24 protein-coding genes and 1 tRNA gene are annotated in these 23,871 nt (G+C 67.6%); 10 read left to right on the forward strand and 15 right to left on the reverse strand.

Going from position 1 to position 23,871, the window contains the following annotated elements:
• Positions 1–6: 6 nt before the first annotated feature.
• The 3 genes from RIC54_RS23485 to RIC54_RS23495 all read right to left on the reverse strand — a co-directional run bounded on the left by RIC54_RS23485 (position 7) and on the right by RIC54_RS23495 (position 2,610).
• Positions 7–939, reverse strand: coding sequence for a DUF6963 family protein (locus RIC54_RS23485; RefSeq protein ID WP_350092033.1), 933 nt, complete (start codon positions 937–939; stop codon positions 7–9).
• 51 nt (positions 940–990) lie between these two features.
• Positions 991–1,911, reverse strand: a complete 921-nt coding sequence (locus RIC54_RS23490; RefSeq protein ID WP_350092036.1) for a dihydrodipicolinate synthase family protein — start codon at positions 1,909–1,911, stop codon at positions 991–993.
• A gap of 105 nt (positions 1,912–2,016) precedes the next feature.
• Positions 2,017–2,610, reverse strand: coding sequence for an SCO family protein (locus tag RIC54_RS23495; protein ID WP_350092039.1), 594 nt, complete (start codon positions 2,608–2,610; stop codon positions 2,017–2,019).
• Positions 2,611–2,738: 128 nt separating this feature from the next.
• Between RIC54_RS23495 and RIC54_RS23500 the strand changes: the two genes are divergently transcribed.
• Complete coding sequence (locus tag RIC54_RS23500; RefSeq protein WP_350092042.1) at positions 2,739–3,515, forward strand: precorrin-6A/cobalt-precorrin-6A reductase; 777 nt, start codon at positions 2,739–2,741, stop codon at positions 3,513–3,515.
• Here RIC54_RS23500 and RIC54_RS23505 read toward each other — a convergent pair.
• The gene (locus tag RIC54_RS23505) at positions 3,478–4,101 is read right to left on the reverse strand and encodes a histidine phosphatase family protein (protein WP_350092045.1); all 624 of its coding nucleotides are present in this window, start codon (positions 4,099–4,101) and stop codon (positions 3,478–3,480) included. The two genes, RIC54_RS23500 and RIC54_RS23505, sit on opposite strands and share 38 nt — an antisense overlap.
• Before the next feature lie 24 nt (positions 4,102–4,125).
• Entirely contained in the window at positions 4,126–4,923 is a 798-nt protein-coding gene (gene cobS / locus RIC54_RS23510; protein WP_350092048.1) for an adenosylcobinamide-GDP ribazoletransferase, read from the reverse strand.
• 95 nt (positions 4,924–5,018) lie between these two features.
• Between cobS and cobT the strand changes: the two genes are divergently transcribed.
• On the forward strand, positions 5,019–6,050 hold the full coding sequence (cobT, locus tag RIC54_RS23515) for a nicotinate-nucleotide--dimethylbenzimidazole phosphoribosyltransferase (RefSeq protein WP_350092052.1): 1,032 nt from the start codon (positions 5,019–5,021) through the stop codon (positions 6,048–6,050).
• On the forward strand, positions 6,047–6,649 hold the full coding sequence (locus RIC54_RS23520; protein WP_350092057.1) for an NUDIX hydrolase: 603 nt from the start codon (positions 6,047–6,049) through the stop codon (positions 6,647–6,649). The genes cobT and RIC54_RS23520 overlap by 4 nt, the downstream gene beginning before the upstream one ends.
• 104 nt (positions 6,650–6,753) lie before the next feature.
• Here the strand turns inward: RIC54_RS23520 and RIC54_RS23525 are convergent, their stop codons facing one another.
• On the reverse strand, positions 6,754–8,532 hold the full coding sequence (locus tag RIC54_RS23525) for a flavin-containing monooxygenase (protein ID WP_350092062.1): 1,779 nt from the start codon (positions 8,530–8,532) through the stop codon (positions 6,754–6,756).
• Between the two features lie 203 nt (positions 8,533–8,735).
• On the opposite strand from RIC54_RS23525, the gene RIC54_RS23530 reads away from it, so the two are divergent.
• Entirely contained in the window at positions 8,736–9,521 is a 786-nt protein-coding gene (locus RIC54_RS23530) for an enoyl-CoA hydratase/isomerase family protein (RefSeq protein WP_350092067.1), read from the forward strand.
• A gap of 26 nt (positions 9,522–9,547) precedes the next feature.
• On the opposite strand, the gene RIC54_RS23535 is transcribed toward RIC54_RS23530, so the two are convergent.
• Positions 9,548–9,621: transfer RNA gene (locus tag RIC54_RS23535), tRNA-Gly, on the reverse strand.
• A 163-nt stretch (positions 9,622–9,784) separates the two neighbouring features.
• Here RIC54_RS23535 and RIC54_RS23540 point away from each other — a divergent pair.
• The 4 genes from RIC54_RS23540 to argE all read left to right on the forward strand — a co-directional run bounded on the left by RIC54_RS23540 (position 9,785) and on the right by argE (position 13,407).
• A complete protein-coding gene (locus RIC54_RS23540; protein WP_350092074.1) occupies positions 9,785–10,900 on the forward strand; it encodes a calcium-binding protein in 1,116 nt (371 codons plus the stop codon).
• A 141-nt stretch (positions 10,901–11,041) separates the two neighbouring features.
• Entirely contained in the window at positions 11,042–11,434 is a 393-nt protein-coding gene (gene apaG, locus RIC54_RS23545) for a Co2+/Mg2+ efflux facilitator ApaG/CorD (protein ID WP_350092080.1), read from the forward strand.
• Positions 11,435–11,576: 142 nt separating this feature from the next.
• Positions 11,577–12,209, forward strand: coding sequence for a GTP cyclohydrolase I FolE (gene folE / locus RIC54_RS23550; protein ID WP_350092086.1), 633 nt, complete (start codon positions 11,577–11,579; stop codon positions 12,207–12,209).
• Between the two features lie 16 nt (positions 12,210–12,225).
• Positions 12,226–13,407, forward strand: a complete 1,182-nt coding sequence (argE, locus tag RIC54_RS23555; protein ID WP_350092089.1) for an acetylornithine deacetylase — start codon at positions 12,226–12,228, stop codon at positions 13,405–13,407.
• A 19-nt stretch (positions 13,408–13,426) separates the two neighbouring features.
• Here argE and RIC54_RS23560 read toward each other — a convergent pair whose 3' ends face one another.
• From RIC54_RS23560 to RIC54_RS23590, 7 genes are all read right to left on the reverse strand, one after another.
• Positions 13,427–14,095 (reverse strand): class I SAM-dependent methyltransferase, encoded by a 669-nt coding sequence (locus RIC54_RS23560; RefSeq protein ID WP_350092092.1) that lies wholly within the window; start codon positions 14,093–14,095, stop codon positions 13,427–13,429.
• Positions 14,092–15,312: a BtaA family protein gene (locus RIC54_RS23565; RefSeq protein WP_350092095.1), complete on the reverse strand. Its 1,221-nt coding sequence runs from the start codon at positions 15,310–15,312 to the stop codon at positions 14,092–14,094. The genes RIC54_RS23560 and RIC54_RS23565 overlap by 4 nt, the downstream gene beginning before the upstream one ends.
• Positions 15,313–15,413: 101 nt before the next feature.
• Positions 15,414–16,043: a hypothetical protein gene (locus RIC54_RS23570; protein ID WP_350092098.1), complete on the reverse strand. Its 630-nt coding sequence runs from the start codon at positions 16,041–16,043 to the stop codon at positions 15,414–15,416.
• A gap of 21 nt (positions 16,044–16,064) precedes the next feature.
• Positions 16,065–17,033 carry an Hsp33 family molecular chaperone HslO gene (locus RIC54_RS23575; protein ID WP_350092101.1) on the reverse strand — a complete coding sequence of 323 codons (969 nt, stop codon included), beginning with the start codon at positions 17,031–17,033 and terminating at the stop codon, positions 16,065–16,067.
• Positions 17,030–17,941: an ornithine carbamoyltransferase gene (argF, locus tag RIC54_RS23580; protein ID WP_350092104.1), complete on the reverse strand. Its 912-nt coding sequence runs from the start codon at positions 17,939–17,941 to the stop codon at positions 17,030–17,032. Before argF ends, RIC54_RS23575 begins: the two co-directional genes overlap by 4 nt.
• A 25-nt stretch (positions 17,942–17,966) precedes the next feature.
• Positions 17,967–19,151, reverse strand: a complete 1,185-nt coding sequence (locus tag RIC54_RS23585; protein WP_350092107.1) for an aspartate aminotransferase family protein — start codon at positions 19,149–19,151, stop codon at positions 17,967–17,969.
• A 135-nt stretch (positions 19,152–19,286) separates the two neighbouring features.
• The gene (locus RIC54_RS23590; protein ID WP_350092110.1) at positions 19,287–20,111 is read right to left on the reverse strand and encodes an ABC transporter permease; all 825 of its coding nucleotides are present in this window, start codon (positions 20,109–20,111) and stop codon (positions 19,287–19,289) included.
• 110 nt (positions 20,112–20,221) lie between these two features.
• Here RIC54_RS23590 and RIC54_RS23595 point away from each other — a divergent pair, with 110 nt between their 5' ends.
• On the forward strand, positions 20,222–20,797 hold the full coding sequence (locus tag RIC54_RS23595) for a regulatory protein RecX (protein ID WP_350092113.1): 576 nt from the start codon (positions 20,222–20,224) through the stop codon (positions 20,795–20,797).
• 39 nt (positions 20,798–20,836) lie between these two features.
• On the opposite strand, the gene RIC54_RS23600 is transcribed toward RIC54_RS23595, so the two are convergent.
• Positions 20,837–23,014, reverse strand: a complete 2,178-nt coding sequence (locus tag RIC54_RS23600; RefSeq protein ID WP_350092116.1) for a methyl-accepting chemotaxis protein — start codon at positions 23,012–23,014, stop codon at positions 20,837–20,839.
• Positions 23,015–23,340: 326 nt separating this feature from the next.
• Here RIC54_RS23600 and RIC54_RS23605 point away from each other — a divergent pair.
• Positions 23,341–23,871: AMP-binding protein (locus tag RIC54_RS23605; protein WP_350151485.1), on the forward strand; the 531-nt coding region annotated here is incomplete at its 3' end.

Raw genomic sequence — 23,871 nt, forward strand, 5'->3', positions numbered from 1 at the left:
CCGGGTTCACGGGCGCCAGGTCACCGACGACCGCTCGGGGTCGACCTCCGCGACCCTGCCGCGGTCGAGCCGGCAGCGCGCTTCGCCGACCGTGACGCCGATCCGGTGGCCGTGCTGGTAGACCGGGGTGCCGAGATAGATCGCGGACGATGTCCAGCCCTGGTAGTGCGGGTGACCGGGGTTCGCGCTGGCAACGCGCTCGACCCTGCCGTCGGCGGTCAGCCAGACGCCGTCGGCGTTGGCAGCCTCCAGGGTGATGCCGGGTTCGATCCGGAAGCGCGCCAGCAGCGGCAGGGCGGCCTCCAGCACCGCTCGTGCGGCACCCGCCGCCAGCAGCGCCAGGCCCTCGAACGGCTGGATCGCGTTGTGCAGGACCGCGACACCGGCGGTGCCGTCCCGGATGTCGAGACGGGCTTGCCCGCGGTCGTTGCGCCGCTCGACCCGCCGCGTCTCGCCGAGGGACAGGGCGCCCTTCGACACCGCGATCAGGCCGGCGTCGACCTCGGGGTTGGCGTCGATCACGGCCTGCACCGCGGCCACGGGCGCTTCACCCGCCCCGATCCGTTGCAGGACGGCGAGGTTCAGCGGGACGCCGTCGGCACCGGGTGTGTTGGGCAGGCGGTGGCCGGTGACCAGGCCGGCCGGGCTGCCGGGCAGGAACTGATCCAACGGCTCTGGCCGGTCCGGTCCGCTGGAGATCACGGCGGCGACGGTCGCCGCCTCAGCCTGCGATAGAACGCCCTGGCGGCCGAGATCGGCCAGCATGACCGAACCGCCGCCACGCTGTGTGCGTGCCCGAACCAGCGTGCCGTCCGGGCATAGGGCGGCGAACACGCCGAAGCCGCGGATTTCCCCGACCCCGACCGATTCGACGGTGCCCAGCCCGGCAAGCACGGCCTCACCGGCAGACGGTCCGAAGGCGGCGATACCGATCGTCATCGCGGAAACGGCCCCCTCGCGGACAACGGGAGGGGGCCGATCATCGGGTTGTCAGGCGGCGAGCGCCGGCAGCTGGAAGTCGACCTTCGCCATGTCGGCGACCAGCTGGTCGGCCCGCTCCGCCGGCAGCGGCAGGAACGGTGCCCGGACGTTGCGCCACGCCGCCTTGCCGCTCTCGCGGGCCAGCAGTTCCTTCAGCGCCGCGGCGGCCGGATAGGCCTGCAGTGCCAGGCGCTGGGCGGTCAACGCGTCCTGCAGGCGCTCGGCCTCCGGCGAGCCGGCCTTCCAGGCGGCATAGACCGCGCCGCACATCGACGAGGTGCAGTTTCCGGTGGCGGTGATGGTGCCGACGCCGCCGGCCTTCAGGGTGTCGAGCAGGTAGCGCTCGGTACCGGCGAACACGTCGAAGCCGGGGAACGCGGCGGCCATCGCCTTCATGTTCTCGAAGTCGCCGGAGCTGTCCTTGACACCGCAGAACACGCCCGGGAAGTCCTTCAGGAACCGGCCGATCAACTCGTGGCTGAACGGCACCGCCGACATCTGCGGGAAGTGGTAGAGGTAGACCTTCAGCTTGGGGTCGGCGACCTGTTCCAGCACCCGCGCAAAGTGGGTGTACAGGCCGTTATCGCTGGGATTCTTGTAGTAGAACGGCGGCAGCATCAGCGCCGACTCGATGCCGATCTCCAGCGTCTTCCGGGTCAGGTCGACCGTGTCCGGCAACGCGCAGCAGCCGGTGCCGATCATCATGCGATCCATCGGCAGGTCGGAGGCGCCCAGCACGTCCAGGAAATCCAGCCGCTCCTTCAGCGACAGCGAATTCGCCTCGCCGGTGGTGCCGAACAGCAGCACGCCGTCGCAGCCGTTGGCCAGCAGCCAGCGGCTGTGGGCGATCGTGCCCTGGACGTCGATCGACAGGTCGTTGTTGAACGCGGTCAGGCCGGCGGCCATCACGCCCTTGATACGCTCGCTCATGAGGGTCCTCCGGGGATTGAAATCTGCGGCGCACCATAGGCGGCGGCGGCACTTCCGATCAAGCGGTCGTACGGCAGGATTGAATTGCCCCGGCGACGGCGTCGGTCAGCCGCCGACCTTCTCGCGGATCGTCCGTGCCATACCTTCCGGGGTGGCGTCGTGGGCGAAATGGGTCACGTAGTTGCCGTCCGGATCCATCAGGTAGGTGATCGACGAGTGGTCCATCAGGTAGTCGGTCGACGCCTCGGTCTCGGCCTTGCGGTAGTAGACCCGGTAGGCCTTGGCGACAGTCTTCACCTGGGCGGGCGTGCCGGTCAGCATGACGAAGCCGGGGTGGAAGTGGTCGTGGTATCCGGCAAGCTGTTCCACCGTGTCGCGCTCCGGATCGACGGTGATGAACACCGGCGTCACCTTGTCGGCGGCCGGCCCGACCTGGTCGAGGGCCTGGGTCATCACCGTGAGCGAGGTCGGGCAGACGTCCGGGCAGAAGGTGTAACCGAAGTAGATCAGGCTCCACTTCCCTATGAGCGTCTGGTCGGTGACGGTCCGGCCGGACTGGTCGACCAGTTCGAACGGCCCGCCGATCAGGGCTGCAGTGCCTTCCTGGGTGCGGGTCCAGATCAGATACCCGCCGACCACGGTCGCGGCCAGCGCCGCCGACAGCAGGGTGACCACCAGGACGAAGGTGCGGGTCGACATCGGATGCTCCGGCGATTGTCGTCTGCAACGAGCGGCCATCGGGCATGGGGCGTGCGCCGCCGTCAAGTGAACAGCACGGGGTCGGCGGAATTGCCGCAAGCCAGCGACGGGCATAACCTGGACGGATCATGCCTCCGGAACCGCTCCCGGTCATTCGGATCTTCGCTGGCACCCGCGCCGCGGTTCGCCTGGCAACGGCGATGGCTGCGCGTTTCGAAGGACGTCTGACGGTCGCGGTCGCATTGTGCGGAAACGGTCCGGTACCACGCGGCTGCCTGACGGACTGCATCGGTGACGGCGTGCCCGATCTCGCCGGAGCGGCGGCGGTGATCGACGGTCTGGATCCGTTCGGCCGCCGATTGGTCCAACGGGTCCGTGACGCGTCGGCAAGGGCGCGCATACCCCGTCTGGCGTTCCGCCCGCCGGCATGGCAACGCCATCCGCTCGATCGCTGGGTCGAGGTGCGCGATCTTGCCGGAGCGGTTTCGGCCGTTCCGTCGATCGCCCGAACCGTCCTGCTGGCGCTTCCCGAGCCCGACATTGCAGCGTTCACGTTGGTGGACGATGTGGATTTCGCAGTGCGGATGGCGAGGCCGCCGGCGCGCTGGGATCGTCCGCCCCGCTTCACTGTGCACGCCGGTGGCAGTCAGTGTCACCACCAGGCGGAAGTCCGGTTGCTGCGCTCGACCGGGGCCGGGGCGGTGGTGATGCGGGCGACCGGCTGCGAGGCCGACACGGGGCTGGTGACGGCCGCGCGATCGCTGGACCTGCCGATCGTCATGATCCGCCGCCCGGTCGAGCGCGGCGAGGTGCCGGCGCGCACGATCGACGTTGCCGTCGACTGGATCGAGGCGGTCCGGTCCGGCGTCAGTGCCGAGGCGCTGGACGTCCCGGCGTGGCGTTGACGAAGGCGACCCCCCAGGCGCCATCCGGATAATGGTCGATCCGGGTTACCGAGACCGTTTCGGTATGAAACGCCAGCGCCTTGGCGGGTGCGATGTCCAGCGCGATCGCCAGGGCCGCGCGGATCGACCCGCCGTGCATGACCGCCACCACGTCGCGGCCGGCGGCGCGCGCCGACCAGTCGCCCAGCGCGGTGCGCACGCGGCCGATGACGTCGACGAAGCTCTCGCCGTTGGGTGCGCACTCGTCCGCGGGCGCCAGCCAGAAGCGGCGGTAGGCCTCGGGTTGCCGCGACAGAATGTGCTCGCGGACCTGACCCTGCCAGTCCCCGAAGCATTGTTCCATCAGGCGCGGTTCGTCCACCGGGTCGTCACCGGCACAGCCGGCGGCCCGGATCGCCTCGGCGGTCTTTCGGGTCCGGCCCAGCGGGCTCTGCAGCCACAGCGCCCCGGACGGAAGGGTCTCGGCGACCGCGTTGAAAATGGTGGCGTCGTCGACGTCGCAGTCGATGTCGTGCTGGCCGTAGATCACCTTGGTTGGGTTGATCACCGGCGCGTGGCGCACCAGCCACCAGCGGGTCGGGGTCATCGCCGTTTCCTTACGCTGAGATCGTCATGAGCCGAGATAGGACACGATCGCGAACAGGGCGGCGATCTCGCCCACCTGCTCGGCTGCTCCGAACACGTCGCCGGTGACGCCACCGATCTGGCGGCGGGCCAGCCAGCCGACCGCGAAGGCGGCTCCGCCGGTTGCCAGCGCGGCCGCCAGGCCGATTCCAGCAGGCAGGATCAGCAGCGCTGCTCCGGCTCCGATGCCGGCGGCCCACAGCGCGCCGAGAGCATCCGGACGGCCGGCGTCGCGCCCGCGTCCGTCCGGTGCCGCCGGGGGCAGCCAGTGGGCCAGCGCCGGGATCGCCGAGCGCCCAAGGGCATGCGCCGCGACCAGCGCGACGACCGCCGTTTCGACGTCGGCCAATGCGGCGAGCGCGGCAACCTTGGCAGCGGTCGCGAGGACCAAAGCGAGCACGCCATAGCTGCCGATGTGGCTGTCGCGCATGATCCGGCGCTTGGCGTCAGCGTCCGCGCCACCGCCGAACCCGTCGGCGACGTCGGCCAACCCGTCCTCATGCAGCGCACCGGTAGCCACGGCCGCGGCAGCAATGGCGGCGAGCGCTGCGACCGATGCCGGCAGGCCGACGCCCTGGGCGATCCAGTACGCGAACGCGGCGATCAGACCGACGCCCACGCCGACCACCGGAAACGCCCAGGCCGCCGCCATCAGCGGCCGGCTTTCGGGCAGTCGTCCCGGCCAGGGCAGGCGGGTCAGGAACATCACGGCCAGCCCGATCTCCTCGCGCCAGAAATGGGTCGGCCGGCCGGAACTGCTTGGTTGCGAGGCGCTGTCGTTCATGCTGCTGACCGTCTCGGCCCTTTCCTGTGCGGTCCCCCGCGGTTATAGGCTTGCGGCCGAAAAGGCAATCCTGCTGCGACACCGAGCGAGGCCCGATGCCCGACAAGCCCTTCGACCCGACGACCGTATCGCTCGACGAGATGCGGGCGTTGTTCCGCGAGCTTCCCGGACCGGACCTGGAGGCCGGGACCCAGGCGGCAGCCCGTGAGGCGCAACTGACCAAGCCGCGCGGTGCGCTGGGGCGGCTGGAAGAACTGGCGGCGTGGCTGGCGACCTGGCAGGGCCGGCACCCGCCGCGCCTGCAGCATCCGCGCACCGCCGTGTTCGCCGGGAACCACGGTGTGGCGGCGCTGGGCGTGTCCGCCTATCCAGCCGAGGTGACCGCCCAGATGGTGCAGAACTTCGTGGCCGGCGGGGCGGCGGTCAACCAGCTGTGCCGGGCGTTCGACGCCGACCTGCGGGTCTATGAACTGGCGCTGGAGCAGCCGACGGCCGACTTCACCCAGGGTCCGGCGATGACCGGTGACGACTGCGCCCGCGCCATGGCATACGGCATGATGGCGGTCGAGCCGAACCTCGACGTGCTGTGCCTGGGCGAAATGGGTATCGGCAACACCACCGCGGCGGCGGCGCTGGCTTGCGCGCTGTTTGGCGGGGAGGTCGAGGACTGGGTCGGGCGCGGCACCGGGGTCTCCGGCGATGCGCTGGAAACCAAGATCCGGGTGGTCCGCGAGGGCGTGGCGCGGCACGGCGGCGCCGGCGATCCGCTGGACCTGTTGGCAGCCCTGGGCGGGCTGGAACTGGCGGCGATCGCCGGGGCGGTGATGGCGGCGCGGCTGGCGCGCACGCCGGTGGTGCTGGACGGCTTCGCCTGCACGGTTGCGGCTGCCGTGCTGTGGAAGGTCGACCCCAAGGCGCTGGAACACTGCATCGTCGGCCATCGCTCGGTCGAGCCAGGTCACTCAAGGGTGCTTGAGGCGATTGGCAAGGAGCCCTTGTTCGACTTCGGAATGCGGCTCGGCGAAGGCTCGGGCGCCACGCTGGCGCTCGGCGTGCTCCGGGCGGCAGTGGAATGCCACACCGGGATGGCGACCTTCGCCGATGCCGGCGTGTCGGGGCCGGCATGACGAGGGCCCCCATCAGGCCGGCGCCGTGGACCGTCGAGACCAGCCGGGTCGAATACACCGACCGCTTCCTGACCCACCGGATGGACCGCTGCCTGACCGAGCGCGGCAACATCCTCGACCCGTACCATGTGCTGGAGCTGCGTGACTGGTGCCATGTGGTCGCTCTGACCGAGGCCGGTGAGGTGGTCCTGGTCGAGGAGTACCGCCACGCCGCCGGGCGGGTGGTGCGTGGCCTGCCGGCGGGAACGGTGGAGGCCGGAGAGGACCCGGCTGTCGCCATGCCGCGCGAGCTGACCGAGGAGACCGGATACTCCGCGGACACCTGGATCACGCTGCCGTCGACCTGGGGCAACCCGGCGACCCAGACCAACCGGGTGCACAGCTACCTCGCCCTCGGCGCCCGCCCGTTTGGCGGACAGTCGCTGGATCCGGGCGAGACAATCGATGTGGTGCTGAAACCAGCGGGCGAAGCGCTCGCCGATCTGATGGCCGGGACCTGGGTCATCTCGGGGCTCCACGCCGCCGGTCTGATGCTGGCGCACCACTACGCACGGATGCACGCCGCCGGGGACCCACGCTTGGCACCGTTGGCGCGGTGACGATCGGCTGTCCCGCTTCTCCTAAATCCACCCGAGCATCGAGCGCAGCGAGCCAGGAAGACCCGTTGCCCAGGGTCATTCGCTGGCCGCGGGCATCAAGAGCGTCACCCCGGCGGCATCGGTAGTCCGATCTCGGCGGCCTTGATCTGCAGGGCCAGAAGCTTCGAGTAGATCCGGCATTGCGAGAATGCGCTGGCAGTGAACCACAGGCCGGGCTGGCGGGTCCGCATCCACATGTTGCGCAGTTCCTGGGTGGCCGGGTCGAAGCCCCAGATCGGGCCGACGCGCTGCGCCACCTCGGCGCCGAACAGGGTCTCGACCAGATGCTCCTGGCCCTTGTAGCCGGTGGCGAGCACGATCAGCTCGGCGCGTCGCAGCCCGCCATCCTTCAGTCGGGCGCCACCTTCGGTAAACTCCGTTATGGCGCTGTACTGGATCAGGCCGATTTCGCCGGCGGCGATCAGTTCGGAGCAGCCGACGTTGAAGTAGTAGCCACCGCCGCGCTGGCGGTACTTCAACGGCCAGCCGGTACCGCCCTCGCCGAAGTCGAGGCTGAACCCGACTTTCTCCAGTCCGTCCAGCAGCGGCTTGTCGTGCTCCTTGACCGCATCGGTAATGCGCTTGTGCGCCGCCTTGACCAACGGCAGGGGCATCGACGCGCTGATCAGATCGCGGTCTTCCAGTGACGGGCCGTCGCCGAGATACACGCCGTCATAAAGCTGGGCGCTCGGCTCGATGTTGACGACCAGGGTCGGGCTGCGCTGCACCATGGTGACCCGGGCGCCGTTGCCGTGCAGATCCTGGGCGATGTCGTGGGCGCTGGTGCCCGTTCCGAGGACCATCACGTCGCGGTTCTGCCATTCCGCGCCGTCCCGGAACCCGCTGGAGTGCACAATGGCGCCGCCGAACCGGTCCAGCGTTGGGATCGCCGGGATGTTCGGCGTGCCGCTGACACTGGTCGCCATGATGATGTGGCGCGGCCGGATCTCGCGGATGGCACCGTCGGCCAGCCTGAGCCGGGCCGCCCAGTGCCCGGACGTGCGGTCGAACGCCGCTCCCTCGAAGCTGGTCCGGGTCCAGAAGTTGATCTCCATGGACTCGGCATAGGTTTCCAGCCAGTTGGCAATCTTGTCCTTGGGAATGTAGGTCGGCCAGGTGCCGGGGAATGGCATGTAGGGCAGGTGGTTGCTGTGCCGCTGGTTGTGCAGCTTCAGGCCGTGATAGCGCAGCCTCCAGTTGTCGCCGATCCGCTCCTCCTGATCGACCACCAGGGTGTCCACGCCCAATTGGCCGAGACGGGCGGCCGCGGTCAGGCCGGCGTGTCCGCCGCCGACGATCAGCACTGCCGGATCGCGGTCCTCGTAGGCGCGCGACTGTTGCCTGCGGTCCAGCCAGTTGAGCCCATGGAACTCGCGGGCGAACGCCGGCTCGTCGCGACGAGCCTGAATCGCGGTTTCCTCGTGACCCTTAAGGTCTTCGAGAGCGGTGAACAGTGTCCAGGCCTGCGGCGTCGCGCCGGCTGGCCGATCGGACCGAATCCGGACCAATCCGGCGCCGCGGCCGACATCGGTCTCGAACTGCAGGATTGCCTCGACGGTCGCCACGCCGGCCCGTTCGACGATCCGCGGCGGGCAGCGGTCGGGATCGACGGCGACATTCCCTATCCCGCATTGCACGCCGGACACCGCCAAGCGCCGCTGGATCTCCGGCCGCCCGCTGACCGTCGCGATCGTCCAGGTCAGCGCCAGTGCGTCTCGCCAGTGGCTGTCCGCCTCGAACAACGCGCCGATGCGATCTGGATCACCGGCCCGGATCGCCGCGTTCAGCCCGTCCAGCCAGTCCGAAACGGTGCGAGTCGGGCTGACCTCCAATGGCGCGTGCATGGATGCTTCTCTTCGTGGTCGGGCGGTGACAGCGGTCCAAACCTAACGGCGACGGAATTCGAGGGGCAAATGCTTTCGCGTCCCGGCACGGCTCGCGTTCCCGTGCCGCCCGCCCTCCGAGGATGCCAGATCGGGCGCCGCCGACTACAGTTGGCGGAACGGCCCCGCCGACGCTCGACTGACCCCCGGAAGGAACCACCGCAATGACCGATCTCGGCGATTTCCCTGACCTCGGGCTGGAAGCCCACGGCCCCGTCGTGTCGGTGGAGATCCAGCGCCCGCCGCACAACTTCTTCGACATCGACGTGGTGCGCAGCCTGGCCGATGCGTTCGAGGCGATCGACCGGATTGACCGTTATCGAGCCGTCGTCCTGTGCGCCCAGGGCAAGTCGTTCTGCGCCGGCGCCAATTTCGGCGACGGCTCCGGCGACCGGCTGATGCGCGACCGCCGGACGCGGGATCTGTACCGCGAGGCGGTGCGGCTGTTTTCGTGCCGCAAGCCGGTGGTGGCTGCGGTCAACGGTCCGGCGGTCGGCGGCGGGCTCGGACTGGCGCTGGTCGGGGATTTTCGGGTGGCCTGCCCGGAGGCCCGGTTCGCGGCCAACTTCACCCGGCTCGGCATTCATCCGGGGTTCGGCCTGACCGTCACCCTGCCGCGCGTTGTCGGCCAGCAGCGCGCCGCGATGATGTTCTACACCAGCCGTCGTCTGAAGGCCGAGGAGGCACTCGACATCGGCCTGGCCGACGTCCTGGTGCCGCTCGACCAATTGCGCGCGACGGCAATCGAACTGGCCGCCGAGATCGCGTCAAACGCGCCGCTGGCGGTCGAGTCGACCCGGGCGACCCTGCGGATGGATCTGGCGCGGCAGATCGCCGAGCGGACCGATCACGAATCCGACGAGCAGGCACTGCTGCGCGAGACCGAGGACTTTGCCGAAGGGATCAAGGCGACCGCAGAACGCCGTGTCCCGGCGTTTCACCGACGCTGAATGGTCGGCCGAGCGTGGTAGCGGATTGGAGCGGGTGAAGGGAATCGAACCCTCGTATGCAGCTTGGGAAGCTGCCGTTCTACCATTGAACTACACCCGCACTCTGCCGGGAACATGCGTCAGTCGGCGCGATCTTGCAAGTGCCCCGGTGCGCCCGGCATACGACCCGGATGACCGGCGCTTGCGTTGGTGCTACGCTGATTGCGGCTCGGATTTCTGGCAGGGCAGAACGCCCGTGTTGCCCTGAGAATCAGGAGAGCGCCATGGCTACCGTCACGACTTCGGTTACCGGCCTGTCAGCGGTCGCGACCGACGGCACCGATACCGGCACGCTGAACATCACCTCCGGTACGCTGCTCTCGACCAGCCTTACCTCGATCATCGGCTATTCGACGATCAACGTCAGCGCGAACGCCGCGCACGTCATCAGCCTGCCGTCGACCATCCTGGCCACCACCACCGGCACGGTGACGATGGTGATCAGCAGCACGATCGGGGTCTCGTTCACGGGCGCCAACCTGACGGGGACCCTGCTGAAGGTCAGCGTGACGGCTTCCGAAGGTGCGGATTCGATCATCGGCGGGCCGGACGACGACACCCTGATCGGCGGGGTCGGCAACGACTCGATCACCGGCGGCGTGGGCAATGGCGAGGACAGCATCGTCGCCGGCGCCGGCACCGACACGGTGCGCGGCGGCGACGGGGCCGACAGCCTGTTCGGAGGCGATGGGGCCGACCTGATCTACGGCAACGTCGGCAGCGACCTGCTGTCGGGGGGCAGCGGCATCGACACGATCTTCGGGGGCCTGGAGAACGACACGATCTTCGGCGGCGAGGGAAACGACCGGCTGTGGGGCAATCGCGGCGCCGACTCGATCTTGGGCGAAGCGGGCGATGACGTGATCTACGGCAACCTCGGCAACGACACCATCGCCGGGGGCGACGGCGCCGACACCATGTTTGCCGGCCAGGACAACGACTCGCTTCTTGGCGGCGACGGCCGCGACATTCTGTACGGCAACCTGGGCAACGACTCGCTGTTTGGCGGCAGCGCACCCGACATGCTGTACGGTGGCCAGGGCAACGACGTGCTGTCGGGCGGGCAGGGTGTCGACACGCTGGCCGGCAACCGCGGCAACGACCTGATGATCGGCGGCACCGGTGGGGATATCTTCTGGATGGGCAGCCCGGAAGGTGCCGACACCATCAGCGACTTCGACTTCGCCGCCGGCGATCGGATGCGGCTGTCGTCGGGCATCACTTGGTCCGCAGCCGACGTGAACAGCGTGGCGGTGGTGACGTTCTCGACCGGCGGCACGGTAACCTTGACCGGCGTCACGTCGTCATCGGTGGTTGACGGCTGGTTCACGACCGGCTGACAGTGCTGTGCCTACGCTCAGGCTTGGGGAACTCTACCGAGCCGTGGCCGTTCCATCATCATGCAGTTGTGGCGTCGCGATTGGACACTGGGACACGGGTCGCATACATCAGCGGACACTAGGTCGCCCAAGGATGGATTGATGTACAGCAGCACGACTCATGACATTCGTGTCACCGTACAGCCGGTCTACCTCGACGAGCAGTCCTCGCCGGAAGATGGCCAGTACGTCTGGGCCTACCAGGTCCGGATCGAGAATCTCGGGGCCGTGACGATGCGGCTGCGCAACCGCTACTGGTCGATCACCGATGCCCGCGGCCGGACCCAGGAAGTGCGGGGCCCGGGGGTGGTCGGCGAGCAGCCGATTCTGCGCCCCGGCGACAGCTTCGAATACACCAGCGGCTGCCCGCTGCCGACCCCGTCGGGGATGATGGTCGGGTCGTACGAGATGGAGGCGGAAGACGGCGAGCGGATCGAGGTTGCGATCCCCGCGTTCTCGCTGGACAGCCCCCACCAGCCGATCAGCCTGCACTGATCACGCGAGATTGACCGAGCGTTCTTTGATTTGAGCGCCCCGGTGCACATATAACTCCCCATAAATCCCCGCACATCTCGACGTGCGCTTCGGCAACTGGCTCTGCCCTTGCGGCATCCCCTCCCGAAACAAGGATCATGGCATGAGTCCATACGACACCGCGGTGGCCAAGACCCAGGACACCGAATTGGAGATTGCGCGCCGCAAACCCACCCGTGAACAGGCCGAGCGGGCCGTGCGCACCTTAATCGAGTGGATCGGAGAAGATCCCGAACGCGAAGGCTTGAGCGATACGCCGGCGCGGGTCGTGCGGTCCTACGAGGAACTGTTCGGCGGCTACCTCCACGACCCGGCCGAGCTGCTGGCCCGGACCTTCGAGGAAGTGGCGTCGTACGACGAGATCGTGCTGCTCAAAGGGGTGCGGTTCGAGTCGTTCTGCGAGCACCACATGCTGCCGATCACCGGGGTTGCGCATGTCGCCTACTTCCCGCGGGGCCGGGTCGTCGGGATCTCCAAGCTGGCCCGGGTGATCGATGCCTACGCCAAGCGCATGCAGATCCAGGAGCGCCTGACCGCCCAGATTGCCGAAGCCATCCAGTCGGTGCTCGACCCGATCGGGGTTGCGGTGATGATCGAATCCGAGCACCAGTGCATGAGTGCCCGTGGCGTGCACAAGCAGGGTGTGAGTATGGTAACCACCCGGATGCTCGGCTGCTTCAAGGATGACCAGGAGCGCCGCCGCGAGTTTCTGCAACTGATCGGCCAGGGTGGCTGAGCAAAGGTAGTCGTCCATGACCGTCGGATCCGGTGCCCGCCTGGATCGAGCGCTTGCCATGACCGAGCGTCTGGTGGCCTACGACACCACGTCCCGGGTCTCCAATCTGAGCCTGATCGAGGATGTGAAGGCCTATCTGGCCGAGCACGGGGTCGAAGCCCGCCTGACCTACGACGAGGACGGGGCCAAGGCCAATTTGTGGGCCACCATCGGGCCGCCTGTCGCCGGCGGCGTGGTGCTGTCCGGCCATACCGACGTGGTTCCGGTCGACGGCCAGAACTGGAGCGCCGATCCCTTCACGGTGGTGCGCCGCGACGGTCGGCTGTACGGCCGCGGCACCTGCGACATGAAGGGGTTCGTGGGAACCGCCCTGGCGCTGGTGCCGGAGATGGTGGCGACGCCGCTGTCGGTGCCGATCCATTTCGCGTTCTCCTACGACGAGGAGGTCGGGTGCCTCGGCGTGCGCCACATCATCACCGATATCGCCGCCAACCTGCCGCGGCCGCGGGCGGTGATCGTGGGCGAGCCGACTTCGATGACGCTGATCGGCGGCAACAAGGGGACCCGGGTCTACCGCACCACCGTCACCGGCGTGCCGGCCCATTCCAGCCAGCCGAGCCAGGGCGCGAACGCCATCGTCGCGGCGGCCCGACTGATCGACTTTCTGGAAGAGTTCGGCAAGGAGCTGGCAGGCAATGCCGACCCGCACTCGCCATTCGATCCGCCGTGCTCGACCTTCAACGTCGGAGTCATCGACGGCGGCACGGCGCACAATATCGTCGCCGAGATCTGCCGGCTGACCTGGAGCGTGCGCCTGGTACCGACCGACGATGCCGACGCCATCGAGGCGCGGATCCGGGCGTTCTGCACCGAGCATCTCGATCCGGTTCTGAAGGTGCTGTCGCCGCAGGCCGGAGTGACGACCGAGATGATAACCGACGTGCCGGGCCTGGCGCCGGACGAGACCTCGGCGGCCGAGGCGCTGGTCCGGCACCTGACCGGTCTGAACGCGTCCGGCGTGGTCGCCTACGGCGCCGAAGCCGGGTTGTTCCAGCGCGCCGGCATCCCGGCGGTGATCTTCGGCCCCGGCAGCATCGACCAGGCCCACAAGGCCGATGAATGGGTGGCGATCGACCAGATCGACGCCTGCGCCGACTTCATCGGCAAGCTGACCGAGTGGGCGCGCACCGCGGCGTGACCTCCGCTGATCCGAACCGTCAGGACTTCACCAGCGTGAAGAACTCGGCGTAACGACCGCCGATGGTGCGGGTCTCGAGCCGGCCGTGACCCTCGGCTGCCCGTCGCTCGAACCAGGCGCCGACTTCCGGGCGGTGGGCGACGTGGAACTTGTCGAGCCACCAAACAAGAGCCCGCTGGAACCAGCCGGGCAGGGCGGCGGCATCGCCGAAATCGACGACGTGCAGCGTGCCGCCGGGCCGCAACTGGATCAGCGCGTTGTCGAGCGCTTCCATCGGGCCCGGAATGATCGACAGGGTGTAGGAGAACACGATCCGGTCGAACGGCTGGTCGAGAGCGAACGTCGCCGGGGTGAAGGTCTGGGCAAAGGCCTGGGCGAGCGGCAGACGGCCTTGGAGCCCGGCGCGGGCGACGGCGGCTTCGGCGGTCTTCAGCATTTCGTCCGACGCGTCGAGGCCGAAGAAGCATGCCTCCGGATAGCGCCGCGCCATCTTGATCAGGTTGCGCGCGGTTCCGCAGCCGACCTCCAGCACCGTCTCGCCCGGCCGGGCGTTCAGCCGCTCGATCAGCCCGTCCCGGCCGAACAGGTAGTACTTTCGCGTCAGGTCGTAGAAATGGCGCTGGAGCCGGTACATCCGGTCCATCGACTCCCGCGCATCCACCGTGCCGGATCCGTCAGCCCGGGTCACGCGTCGATCAGCGTGTAGATGTGGAACCCGCCATAGATGGATGAGCGGTCGCGCTGTTGCAGAGCCAGGCTGGCGGCTTTGTCGTACCGCCACCGGTCGAGCAGGGCCGGCGGCAGGTGGGCGGGCAGAATGGTCTCCTCGCCGGCGGTCCGGTAGACCACCTTGGCGCCGGGTCTGGCGGTGCGCCCGATCTGCACCCAAAGCTCGTTCATCTGCCGGGTGTCCATCCAGTCCTGGGCATCAAGCAGCACGTAGCGGTCCATGCTCATCGCCGGCTCATCAGCGAGACGGGCGGTGATCGATGCCTGGCTGATGTCGACCCGGTCGACGGTCCGGCGCAGGGTCTCGAAATGCCGCTCCTGCAGATAGCGGGGCACGGCCTTGCGGTGCACGCGGTCGTAGCCGCGCCCGAAGGCCTGCCAGGCGAAATAGTTGTCATCGAGCGGGAAGTCGCAGGCTAGGCGACCAAGCCGGTGCTTCAACAGCATGGCCATGTCGCCACCGGCAGCGTTGGACTTCAGGTCGTCGAACTGCGCCGGTGGAATGCCGAGGCCGTACAGCGAGCTCGGGCTGCGGCACAGGGTCCGTACCAGCCACGAACTGAACACCGGTGCCAGATGCTCGTCGAAGATCCGGCGCTGATCCGCCAGGCTCCGGGCTTCCAGCATCCGGCGCGGATCGGCCCGATGCAGCCGGGCCAGGATGTGGAGCACGGTGATGAACCGGCCGAGCAGCCCATATTTGTAGATGTTGCGCTTGAACAGCGAGATCCGGCGTCCGGTCCAGGTGAGCTGGTCCCAGTACGATCGGGTTTCCGGATCGAGATGGTCCGCCAGATGGCGGTCGTAGGCGACGATGTTGTCGGCCCGGTCGGCCTCGCCGAAGAACCGGAAGAACGTCTCGAAGTCCGGCAGGTGCTTGATGGCCGCGTGTTTCAGGCGGTTCAGCGCCACGTGATGGCGGTTCAGGTCGACGGTGATGACCGCCTCGGGCTGCTCCGTCAGGTAGGCGAGGGCGTTGCAGCCGCCGGAGGCAATCGAGACGATCCGCTTGCCTTCAAGTGGACCCATGGCTTCGATGTCGACTTCCGGATCTTCCCAGATCTGCGGGTAGACCAAGCCCGAGAACGCCAGGGTGAAGAGCCGCTCTTGAAGGCCGCGACGCGTATAGACCGGCGCCTTGATCACCGCCGCCTTCAGGACGTTGACCGCTCCCATCGTGCCCTCCCGTTCGAACCGATCCCCTTGATAGCCACTTTATATGACAAACGCGTTGCGCGTCTGCACGGCCCCGAGAACCGGCGGTGTTTTTGTCGGGATCAGCGGATGTAGACGACCAGCTTCTGGCGAATCGCGGTTTCCATAGCACCGGCGAAGTCATTCGCGGTCGCTTCGACGAGCGAATACCAGAGCCGCTGCCGGTCGTTCAGGGACGCGTTCTCGGCGATGGTCTGGGTCCGGCTGGCCTTGGCCTCGGCGTTGCCGAGGATACGCCCGTCGGCGCCGTACAGGTCGAGCTGGCCCTCGATCGTGGCGGCGTAACGCTCGGCCTGATCCACGGTGACAAGGCCCTTCAGGCCGGTGGTGGTCTTGAGCGGTATTTCGACCAGGCTGCCGTTGGTCACACGGAACACCGCGCGGCCCCCGGTGCCGGCCGCCTGCAGCACGTCGCGGGCCCAGCGTTCCGCGGCGGCGCTCGGCGCCAGTGGTGCGCGGTGCTCCACGTTCGGATCGGCCAGCGGCATGCGGTATTCATCCACCACGTCGACCTGGGCCACATCCAGCGGAATCGGTGGGCGCCCCGTGAACGTCAGGTCCGCAAAGCGCTGCGTCGGGTCCGGGGTCGTGCATCCGGCGGCCAGGCCGGCAACCGCCATGGTCAGGAACAGGCGCCGGTCGACGGCCTTCGAGACCAACTCGCTGCGTCGGGCAATCAGATGCGCGGTCATGGGATCCTCGTGCGGGGTAGCTCAAAAAGCCGGATTCTCGGAACTCTCGCGAAGCGCGGCCAGGGCACCGTCATCATAGCGCCAATCCCGCTTGCAGAACTCGCAGACCACCACGATGTCGCCATCCTGGCGCAGATCCGCAAGCTCCTCGTCCGATAAAGTTTGCAGGACCCGCTCCACGCGCTCACCCGAGCACCGGCAGGAATCCAGCACCGGCTGTGCCGGATAGGCCCGCACGCCCTCCGAGTGGAACAGCCGGAACAGCAGGCGGTCCGGCGCCAGTTCGGTGGAAAGCAGTTCCGGTGCCGTGCTGCTGCTCATCAGCGTCACCGCCGTGCGCCAGGTCTCGTCGTACTCGTCCTCGCTCGGTCGGCCCGGCAGGTCCTTCTGGTACGGCAGGCGCTGGATCATCAGGGCGCCGGCCCGCCAGACCGGCCCGTCCGGGGTGTCGATCCGGTTGGCCGCCAGCTTGACCCCGGCCTCGAGCTGCTCGGAGTTGCGGAAGTACGAATGCGTGCACTCCGACAGGGTGTGGCCTTCGAGCTCCACGATCCCTTGGTATCGGTCGGTGTTGCCGCCCTGGTCCACGGTGAAGGCGATGTATCCGCCACCCAGCAGGCGCGGCACCGAGCGCTCGGCCGCGGCTACCGGATCGACCGCCTGCAGCCGCTCGGCGTCGTAGCGGGCGTAGGCACGCATCTCCCCGGCGCTGGTGATGTCGGCCATCAGCGTGCCGATCGGACCATCGCTCTTGGTCTGCAGGGTGAACACGCCCTCATACTTCAGCGCACCGGCGAGACAGGCGGCCAGCGCCATGGTCTCGCCGAGCATCGCCGCCACCGGCTCGGGATAGTCATGCCGGCCGAGGATGTCGTGCACCACCGGTCCGAGGCGGATCAACCGCCCCCGCAACCCGTACGGGTCGATCTGGAAGGGCAGGATGATGTCGTCGGGTCCGGCGTGCTCGAAGAGGTCTTCTAGTGCGCTCATGGTGTTTCCGACAGGCACCAGGACAGCACCGCCATCTGGGTGTGCATCCGGTTCTCGGCTTCGTCCCAGACGATCGACTGCGGACCGTCGATCACCCCGGCGGTGACCTCCTCGCCGCGATGCGCCGGCAGGCAATGCATGAACACCGCATCGGGCTTGGCCTTGGCCAGCAGGGCTTCGTCGACCCGGTAGGCGGCCAGCAGGTTATGCCGGTTGGTGTCCTCGTCACCCATCGACACCCATGTGTCCGTTACCACCGCATCGGCCCCGCTCACCGCGGCGGCCGGATCGTGCAGCACGGTGATCCGTCCGCCCTTGGCGGTGGCCCAGGCGATCACCTCCGGCGGCGGCATCAGTTCCGGGGGGCAGGCGATGCGCAACTCGAAGTCGAACTGCACCGCCGCGTGGATCCACGACGAGGCCATGTTGTTGCCGTCGCCGGACCAGGCGACCACCCGGTCCTTGATCGGGCCACGATGCTCCTCGAACGCCATCACGTCGGCCAGCAGCTGGCACGGGTGGGTGCTGTCGGTCAGCCCGTTGATCACCGGAACCGTCGCGTGCTCGGCCAGCTCCAGCAGCGTGCTGTGCAGGAAGGTGCGGATCACGATGCAGTCGACGTACCGCGACAGCACGCGGGCGGTATCGGACACCGTCTCGCCACGGCCGATCTGCAGGTCGGCGCCGCTCAGCATGATGACCTCGCCGCCAAGCCGCTTCATCCCGGACTCGAACGACACCCGGGTCCGGGTCGACGGCTTCTCGAAGATCATCGCCAGGATCTTGCCGTCGAGCGGGCGCGCCGCCACGCCGTCGCCGGCCTTGTAGGCCTTGGCCTGCTCCAGCATCCCGCGCAGCGTCCCGGTGTCGAACTGGTCGAGGTCGAGAAAATGACGCACGGCGTTCATAGGCGGCTCTCCGGCCGCAATCGGATCAAGCGGCATTACGCGCCAACCCGGCACAGGCGGCATCGATCGCTTTGATGGCTTCGTCGACGTGGGATTCGGTGATGATCAGCGGCGGCAGCAGGCGCAGCACGTTGTCGGCGGCACCGACGCTCAGCATCGACTGTCCCTCGCGCAGGGCGGTCTGCAGGTCGCCGTTCGGTACCACGCATTTCAGGCCGAGCAGCAGGCCGGCGCCGCGCACCTCTTCGACCACTGCTGGGTGACGGCGCACCACCGCTTCCAGCTTCTGGCGCAGCAGCTTGGCGATGCGGTCGACACCGTCGAGGAAGCCCGGCGCCAGCAGCACGTCCAGCACCGCATTGGCGGCGGCCATCGCCAGCGGGTTGCCGCCGAAGGTGGTGCCGTGCAGGCCCGGCTTCATGCCGGACGCCGCCTTCTCGTTTGCCAGCACCGCGCCGACCGGGAAGCCGCCGCCCAGCCCCTTGGCGGTGGCCAGGATGTCCGGCGCCATGTCGGCCCACTCATGCGCCCACATCTTGCCGGTGCGGCCGGCACCGCATTGGACTTCGTCGAAGATCAGCAGCAGGCCGAACTCGTCGGCGATCTCGCGGAGCGCGCGCAGGTAGTCGTTGCTGGCGGCGTTGGCGCCGCCCTCGCCCTGGATCGGCTCGACCAGGATGGCGGCGGCATCATCGCCGACCGCGGCGCGCATCTCGTTGAGGTTGCCGAACGCCACGTGGCTGAAGCCTTCGACCCGCGGGCCGAAACCCTCGCGATAGGCTTCCTTGTCGGTTGCCGAGAGCATGCCGAGGGTGCGGCCGTGGAACGAGTGTGTGCAGCAGATGATCCGGGTGCGGTGCGGCTGGCCGTTGTGGAAATGGTAGCGGCGGGCGACCTTGGTGGAGCCCTCAAGGGCTTCCACACCGGAATTGCAGAAGAACACCGTGTCGGCGAACGAGCTGGCCACCAGCCGGTCGGCCAGTCGCTCCTGCTCCGGAATCCGGTACAGGTTGGAGACGTGCATGACCCTGGCGGCCTGCTCGCAGATCGCCTTGACCAGATGCGGATGGGCGTGGCCCAGCGAGTTGGTGGCGATGCCGGCGGCGAAATCCAGGTATCGTCGGCCGTCGGTGGCGAACAGATAGGGGCCTTCGCCCCGCTCGAAAGCGATGTCGATCCGGCCATAGGTCGGCATCACGCTGGTCACCACGGCCCGTACTCCTGATGATTCCGAGGCCGCCACTCGGCCCTGGGGAAAACCGCGATACTCGGAACCTCGCCCCGGCTTGTCAACGATTCGCGCATGATGCCGTCGCTGCAGCCTGCGGTCGGTTGCCGCAGCGGGTCACGCCTTGAGCTTCCAGCCGGTCGCGAACAGCCGCCAGCACAGCGCGAACAGCGCCAGGTCCAGCCCGGCGATCGCGACGCCGCCGATCCAGGGGGTGCTGTCGGACCATCCGATCATCCCGGCCCGGAATCCGTCGATCAGCCAGAACACCGGGTTGAGGTGGGCGATGCTGTTCCAGAGGCCGGGCAGCCGGTCGATGGAATAGAACGTGCCGGACAGGAAAGTGAGGGGCGTGACCGCGAAATTGGTCACCGCCGACAGGTGGTCGAACTTCTCGGCCCAGATGCCGGCGACCACGCCCAGAAGGCCGAAGAACAGCGCGCCCATGACCGCGAAGTACAGGGCCAGCAGCGGTGAGGGCATCGCGAAGCCGACAACCAGCGCCATGGTGACGGCGGTGACGGTGCCGACCACCAGGCCGCGGGTAATGGCGCCCAGGGCGAACGCCGCGGTCAGCTCGCCGGGACCGAGCGGCGGCATCAGCAGGTCGACGATGTTGCCCTGCATCTTGGAGCCGACGATCGAGGACGAGGTATTGGCGAAGGCGTTCTGCAGCAGCGACATCATCACCAGGCCGGGCGCCAGGAACATCGGGAACGAGATGCCGGCACCCAGTTGGACGTCGCGGCCGAGTGCCAGGGTGAACACCGCCAGGAACAACAGCGTCGTGACCACCGGGGCCGCGACCGTCTGGTTGATCACCTTGATGAACCGCCAGACCTCCTTCTTGTAAAGGGTCCAAACGCCGATCCAGTTGACGCGGCGGATCCGCCGGGGGGCCGGCGGCGTGGGGCTGAAGGCGAGGTTGTCGGCGGCGGCCATAAGGTTCTCCAACGAACCGAACCCTGACGGCAGCGGGCTGGTTCATCGTGGTGACGGTATGGAAGGGCCTTCCTCTAGGCCGCTCGAGCGAAAGCTGCAACAGTCGCGGCATGGCAGAGACGACGGCACGGCCACCGCGCGGCAGGCGCCCGCGCGGTCCCCTCAAGAAATCCAGCCTGGAGAACGCGGCGCTGTACCATCTGGAGCGCTACGCGGCATCGGTCGAGGGATTGCGCCGGGTGCTGGCTAGGCGGGTCGAGAAGGCAGCCCGCGAGGAGCGCTGCGACCGCGAGGAAGCTTTGGCCTGGGTCGGCGAGATCGTCGAGCGGTTCGCCCGCTCCGGGCTGGTCGACGACCGGGTGTTTGCCGAGGCCAAAGTCGCCAGCCGGCGACGGCGGGGCGACTCCGCCAAGCGGATCCAGTCGGCACTGCGCGAGAAGGGCGTCGACCCGTCGATCATCACCGACGCCTTGGCCGGAGAAGATGGCGAGGATGCGGGTGTGGCCGAACTGGAGGCGGCCTGGCGTCTGGCCCGGCGCCGCCGGCTCGGTCCGTACCGGGCTGCCGACCAGCGTGCCGATGCCCGCAACCGCGATCTGGCGGCCCTTGGTCGTGCCGGATTCGGCTTTTCGACGGCTCTCGCCGTCGTTGACGCAGATGAGCCGTTGGAGGGTGCCCCCGGATGAGCCGGCTGTCGCCGGTTGCTCATCCGGGGGGAACGCCCGTCAGGCTGCTTTCATGTCGCGCAGGAAGCCCGCGACCTGATCGGTCAGGGTGTTGAACTCCGACTGAAGTGCGTCGACCGCGACCTGTACCTCGCCGGCGGATTGGCCGGTCTCCTTGGTCGATGTGTCGACCGCCAGGATGTTGACGGTAACTTCCTGGGTACCGCTGGCCACTTCGTTGATGGCGCGGGCGATCTCCTGGGTGGCGGCGCTCTGTTCCTCGACCGCGGCTGAGACCGAGGCGCTGATCTCGCTGATCCGCTCGATGGTCTGTGTGATGGCTGCGATCGCATCGACGGCGCTGTGGGTCGCACTCTGCATGGCGCCGATCTGCGCGGCGATCTCCTCCGTTGCCTGCGCCGTCTGGTTGGCCAGAGCCTTGACCTCGGAGGCCACGACCGCGAATCCCTTGCCGGCATCCCCGGCCCGCGCCGCCTCGATCGTGGCGTTGAGCGCGAGCAGGTTGGTCTGCGACGCGATCTGACCGATAAGATCCATCACCTCGCCGACCCGGCTTGCCGCGGCCGACAGCCCTTCGATCGACTGGTTGGTCGTGACGGCCTGATTGACGGCTTCCCGCGCGACTTCGGCGGTGGTCCCGATCTGGCGGGCGATTTCTTCGATCGAGGCCGACAACTCGTCACCCGAACTCGCGGCGCTCTGGACGTTGACCGATGATTGCTCGGCTGCCGCAGCGACCGCTCCGGCGCGCGACTGCGCCTCGTCGGCCTGGACACGCATCGTGGACGCGGTCGAGCGCAAGACGTCGGCCGAGCCGGATACCCGCTTGGTCAGGTCCTGTACCGATCGATCGAATTCGGAGCCCAGGTTGTCGAGCCGCTTGGCTCGCTCCAGGTCTCGCTTGGTGGCCGCCTCTTGCTCGCGTTGCATGGCTTCGTTCTCGGTCAGCTTCTGTTTGAAGAAGTCGACGGAGCGGGCCATGTCGCCGATTTCGTCGCGACGGTCGGTCGCCGGAATTTCGGCCGACAGGTCCCCGCCGGACAGCACATCCATCACCGTGGTCAGGCGCAGGATCGGAACGGTGATCTGCCGGGCCACCAGGACGCCGCCGGCGACGAGCAACGCCAGAACCCCGGCCCCGATCGTCAGGCTCCAGATCAGCAGGCTGCGGGCCGGAGCCAGGATTTCGTCCTGCTGAATCGCCCCGACGATTGCCCAGGTGGTTCCCTGGAATGTCACGGGGGCGTAGGCGTCGATCATGGTGCCGTGCTTGGAGTCCAGGGTGAGAATGCCGGATTCGCCGGCCAGTGCCGCCTTGACGGATGCATTCTCGATCTTTCGGCTGAGAATGGTGCTTTCCTTGGAGAAGCGGCTGTCGCTGCGCATCAAGCCGTCGGTGCCGACGATCATGGTCTCGCCGGTTTCACCGAGGCCGATGGCGTCGTTCATGATGGCGTTGATGCGGCCGATCGGCATCTGGAAGACCAGCGCGCCGACCGTCTTGCCGTTCTCGATGATGGGGGCCGCGATGAAGCTCGCCGGAGCGTCGGCGCTGGGCGCGTAGGGCTTGAAGTCATCGAACGCGATGGTCTCGCTGGAGGTGGCTTGGAGCGCCGCCTTGGTAACCCGCCCAAGCCCGGTGTCCTTGTACTCGCCGTTCAGCAGGTTGGTCGCGTAGTCGAGTTCCTTGAACACGGTGTAGACCAAGTCGCCCTGGAGATTCACCAGGAAGACGTCGTAGTAGCCGCGGTCGCGCTGAAGACGCCAGAACCACGGATGGTTGGCGGCGTGGGTCTTGCCGTAGGCGGTGCCGTCATTCGGGTCGACCAGCTTGTCTTTCTCGCCGGTCGGATGCGGGTTGTTCTTGATGTAGGTGGCGTGCAGCCGGTCCTTTGTGCCGCTGCCCAGGGCTTTCCATCCTTCGGAGAATTCGTTCAACGCGGTGCTGACGAACGGATTCTCAGCCTGAATGACCAGATCCTGCCGAATGCTGTCGAGATAGCTTGAAAGCCCGGACTGCCGCGAATTGACGAGGGTCGTCAATCGTTCGGATGCTTCCTGCTCCAGGCTGTCTGCCGCCTGTACATAGGTCAGGATTCCGACGGCAAGACCGCTTATGACAGCCGCGCTGGCAATAAATGCTGGAATTTTGATGCCGAGCCCGATGCCGATCTGGGTCCGGCCCAGTTTGGGCGCCGGAGCACTGAGTGACGACATGGTGTCGCTCCCTTCCCCACAATGCGTTTCGATCATTTAATTCTGCCGTTGATTCGTAAATTATTTGTCAATATCGATTTGTATTTTTTATGTTCTTGTGAAATATTTACTGCTTTGAATAAATAAACAATTTCGCGACTGCAACTAACGCGACCGCTTTCCGTCACTTGGGCGAACGGGGCTAACCGTCACCGCCGGCGGCTCAGAGTCTTGTTCCGGCTCAAACTCTGTGGATACTGCGGTTGAGCGAACGACAAGCGGCGTCACCCGAATCGCACAATGCTGGATCGGAAAGACGGCGCGATCCTCTGAGGGAGACGCCTACCATGTCCGACGAAGTCATCTTCGACGTTCCCGCGGCAATCGCTGAGGCGGCGTTGGTCGACGCCGCCGGGTACAAGGCGATGTACGAGCGGTCGGTTGCCGACCCCGAGGGCTTCTGGGCGGAGCACGGCAAGCGGCTCGACTGGATCAAGCCGTACACCAAGGTCAAGGACACGTCCTTCGACGAGAAGGACCTGCACATCCGCTGGTTCGAGGACGGTACGCTGAACGCATCGGCCAACTGCCTCGACCGGCACCTGGCCAAGCGCGGCGACCAGACCGCCATCCTGTGGGAAGGCGACGATCCGTCCGAGAGCAAGGCGATCACCTACCGCCAGCTCCACGCCGAGGTCTGCAAGTTCGCCAACGCCCTGAAGGACCTGGGGGTCAAGCAGGGCGACCGGGTGACGATCTACATGCCGATGATCCCCGAGGCGGCGGTGGCCATGCTGGCCTGCACCCGGATCGGCGCCATACACTCGGTGGTGTTCGGCGGATTCTCGCCCGACAGCCTGGCCAACCGCATCCAGGAC

The sequence above is a fragment of the Thalassobaculum sp. genome (assembly GCF_040219215.1).
In the GTDB taxonomy this organism is placed as follows: Bacteria; Pseudomonadota; Alphaproteobacteria; order Thalassobaculales; family Thalassobaculaceae; genus Thalassobaculum_A.